The sequence below is a fragment of the Methylorubrum podarium genome, from assembly GCF_022179745.1.
GTDB classification, from domain to species: domain Bacteria; phylum Pseudomonadota; class Alphaproteobacteria; order Rhizobiales; family Beijerinckiaceae; genus Methylobacterium; species Methylobacterium podarium.
Genome location: NZ_BPRD01000408.1, coordinates 1 through 3150 on the forward strand (window position 1 = coordinate 1; position 3150 = coordinate 3150).

General features: G+C 69.2%; 4 protein-coding genes. 1 reads left to right on the top strand and 3 read right to left on the bottom strand.

Features of this window, described 5'->3' with window-relative positions:
• Positions 1-159 precede the first annotated feature (159 nt).
• Positions 160-897, top strand: coding sequence for an RNA methyltransferase (locus MFF42_RS19315; RefSeq protein ID WP_238257198.1), 738 nt, complete (start codon positions 160-162; stop codon positions 895-897).
• 2 nt (positions 898-899) lie between these two features.
• Here MFF42_RS19315 and MFF42_RS19320 read toward each other — a convergent pair whose 3' ends face one another.
• The 3 genes from MFF42_RS19320 to MFF42_RS19330 form a co-directional block, all read right to left on the bottom strand.
• Positions 900-1244: a hypothetical protein gene (locus tag MFF42_RS19320; RefSeq protein WP_238257199.1), complete on the bottom strand. Its 345-nt coding sequence runs from the start codon at positions 1242-1244 to the stop codon at positions 900-902.
• Between the two features lie 23 nt (positions 1245-1267).
• Positions 1268-2281 carry a zinc-dependent alcohol dehydrogenase family protein gene (locus MFF42_RS19325; RefSeq protein ID WP_238257200.1) on the bottom strand — a complete coding sequence of 338 codons (1014 nt, stop codon included), beginning with the start codon at positions 2279-2281 and terminating at the stop codon, positions 1268-1270.
• A 667-nt stretch (positions 2282-2948) separates the two neighbouring features.
• Positions 2949-3150: L,D-transpeptidase (locus MFF42_RS19330; protein ID WP_238257201.1), on the bottom strand; the 202-nt coding region annotated here is incomplete at its 5' end.

Consider the following 3150-nt stretch of genomic DNA (forward strand, 5'->3'; position numbering starts at 1 on the left):
GCAATCCAGCGCTCCGCCGCATCCGGACCTGTCGTGCTGCTGGATCGCTTCGCATCCGCTCGCGATGACGGCGGGCGAGCTTCGAAAGCGATTGACGGCGAAGTAGGGGACGAGGATGAACGCCGCTGCGCTCGCTCCATCCGCTCCCGACGAAACGTCATGACCGCCCCCGTCGTCATCCTGGTCGAGCCGCAGCTCGCCGAAAATATCGGCATGACCGCCCGCGCCATGGCGAATTTCGGCCTGTCCGAGTTGCGCCTCGTGGCCCCGAAGAACGGCTGGCCGAAGAAGGGCGTGCGGGAGGCGGCCTCCGGCGCGACCTACGTGCTCGACGGGGCCAAGGTCTACGCCACGCTGCCGGAGGCCATCGGCGACCTGCATTGCGTCCTCGCCACCACCGCCCGCGAGCGCGGCCAGATGAAGCGGGTCTTCGCCCCAGAGGACGCCATGACGGCGGTCGCCGAGCGGATCGGCCGCGGCGAGCGCGTCGGGCTGATGTTCGGGCGCGAGCGGGTCGGCCTCAGCAACGACGAGGTGTCGCTCGCCGACGCCATCGTCACCTTCCCGGTGACGGAAGAATTTCCCTCGCTCAACCTCGCCCAGGCGGTGCTGCTGATGGGCTACGAGTGGCGCCGCGCCGCCGGGCTCGCCACCCTGCGCTTCTCCGGCGAGCTCCTCTCGCCGCCCGCGACCCGCGAGGCGCTGCTGTCGCTGTTCGCGAGCCTGGAGGAGACGCTGACGGGGGCGGGCTTCTACCCGCCGGAGAAGCGGGAGATCATCGCCCGCAACATGCGCGACATGCTCCACCGCATGGCGATGACCGAGCAGGACGTGCGCACCTTCCGCGGGGCGCTGCGGGCGCTGAGCCGCCGCGGACCGAAGGGCGAGGAACCGTAGGCTTACCGCCTCGCCAAGCCGAACCGCGTCAGGCAGACGTGCTTGGCGAGCGAGCCGGGCGCGATCGGCGCGGCCGGCGTCGTCCCGTAGGGCTCTCCGGTCGCCGTGTCCTCGGGCGCCCGGAAGGCACCGGGGACGTAGCTCGTCTCGCATTGGTCGAACTTGTTGCAGACGGCGAGCTTGGTGCAGATCGTCCGGCCCGCCCGCTCGTAGACGTAGTAGGTCGCCCCGGAATAGGGCGGCCGGGGGAAGCTTTCGGTCCGCACCGTCGTGACATCCTGCGCGCCCGCCACCGCCGGCGCGAGCAGCGCCGAGACCAGCCCGCAGCACGCTGCCGCGCGCTTCATCGATCCGTCCCCGAGCAACCCCATCAGCCGATCCGGATCACGATCTTGCCGACATGCGACGCCTCGGCCAGGGCCGCGAGGGCGGCGGGTGCCTCGTCGAAGCCGTAGACCCGGTCGATCACCGGCTTGATCCGGTGCAGGGCGATCGAGCGGTTCATGTCCTCGAACATCTCCCGCGGGCCGACGGCGACGCCGCGCACGATGCAGCTCGCGCCGAGGATCGCCAGCGGGTCGATCGCCTCGCCCTCGGCGAGCAGACCGATCAGGCCGACATGGCCGCCGGGTCGGGTCGAGGCGATGGAGCGAGGGAGCGTCCCAGTGCCGCCGACCTCGACCACGTGATCGACGCCCACGCCGCCGGTCAGCCGGCGCACCTCCCGCTCCCAGTCCGGATGGGTGCGATAGTTGATGGTCTCGCTCGCGCCGAGCGCGCGGGCCTTCTCCAGCTTGGCGTCGCTCGACGAGGTGGCGATGACGCGCGCCCCCGCGGCGTGCGCGAGCTGGATCGCGAAGATCGAGACGCCGCCGGTGCCGAGCGTCAGCACCGTCTCACCGGCCCGCAGCGGCTTGAGGCCGTAGAGCGCGTTCCAGGCGGTCACGGCCGCGCAGGGCAGCGTCGCGCCCTCCTCGAAGCTCAGATGCTCGGGCAGGACGACGAGCCCGTCCTCGTCGAACACCTGGTACTCGGTCAGTACCCCGTCGATGGCGCCGCCCAGCGCCGTCTGCCACGTATCGGCCACCTGGGCGCCGCCGAGCCAGCTCTGCGAGAAGATCCCGGCGACCCGCTCGCCGCCCTGGAAGCGGCGCACGCCCTCGCCGAGCGCCACGATCTCGCCGGCCCCGTCCGAGACCGGGATCAGCCGGTTCAGGTTGATCGCGAAGGGATAGCGGCCCTCGCAGATCAGCAGGTCGCGGTAATTGAGGGAGGCTGCGCGCATCCGCACCAGAACCTGCCCGCGCCCCGGTTCGGGCGTGGGTCGCTCGGCGCTCTTCCAGCTGCCGAGGCCTGCGGCGGCGGACATCTCGTAGGCACGCATGGCGGTCTCCCTCGGGTTCGGTTCTCGGATCGACGCAGGCCCATATGGGAAGAGGCCGCCCGAAGGCGACCTCTTCCGCACGATCCCGAGGACGGCATCAGGGCCGCCCGCCCGGGGCTATTCCTTGTCGCCGCGATGGACGCCCTGGTCGCAATTCTCCTTCAGACGGCCGTCATCCGAATGTTGAACCGAGCCCTTATGCGCGCTCCCAGAGCTTTTTATTGATCCATCATGATCAGTATCTCTAGAGTTTTCACCCTTCGTTTGCTGGTTCTTCTGAGTCATGAGGTTGTCATTTGACTTGTCCGACGATCGATCGTGATCGCTGACCTGACAACCATATACTTGCCGACGCATTCTTGACCTTTGTGATCACCTCTCTTTTGATCGGGATGCGACACCGCGTCATCTTGAGGACCGGTGTTGCGGCGCCGGCCCTCGGATCCCACGGATCATCGCCGTCAGGCGGCATGCACCGTCGTGAGGTTGATCTCGCGGATGCGGCTCGAGATGACGTCGATGGCTGCGACGGCGTGGTCCGTGGCCCTTGGATCGTGCCGATCTGCTGAGCGATCTCGCCGGTCGCCCGCGCGAGCGGCTTCGATCGTGGCGCGGATTCGGCCACCCGGTTCGCACTCCCCCTCGCAGACGCGAGGACCTGAGGCCGCTACGGTCTGATCTCGATCGGCGTGCCCACATCGACGCGGGCGTAGATCGCGCGCATCTCGGCATTGGTGACGCCGACGCAGCCCTGGGTCCAATCCATCAGCCGATGCAGGCGGCCGAGCCACGAGAAGCCGTTCATCAGCCCGTGGATCATGATGTCGCCGCCAGGCGGGTAGCCGCCGGCCCGCGCCGCCGCCTCGTCG

Bases quoted from the DNA above. Each gene is read 5' to 3' on its own strand.
- MFF42_RS19325 (WP_238257200.1), bottom strand. From the start codon at position 2,281: ATGCGTGCCTACGAGATGTCCGCCGCCGCAGGCCTCGGCAGCTGGAAG.
- MFF42_RS19320 (WP_238257199.1), bottom strand. From the start codon at position 1,244: ATGAAGCGCGCGGCAGCGTGCTGCGGGCTGGTCTCGGCGCTGCTCGCG.
- MFF42_RS19315 (WP_238257198.1), top strand. From the start codon at position 160: ATGACCGCCCCCGTCGTCATCCTGGTCGAGCCGCAGCTCGCCGAAAAT.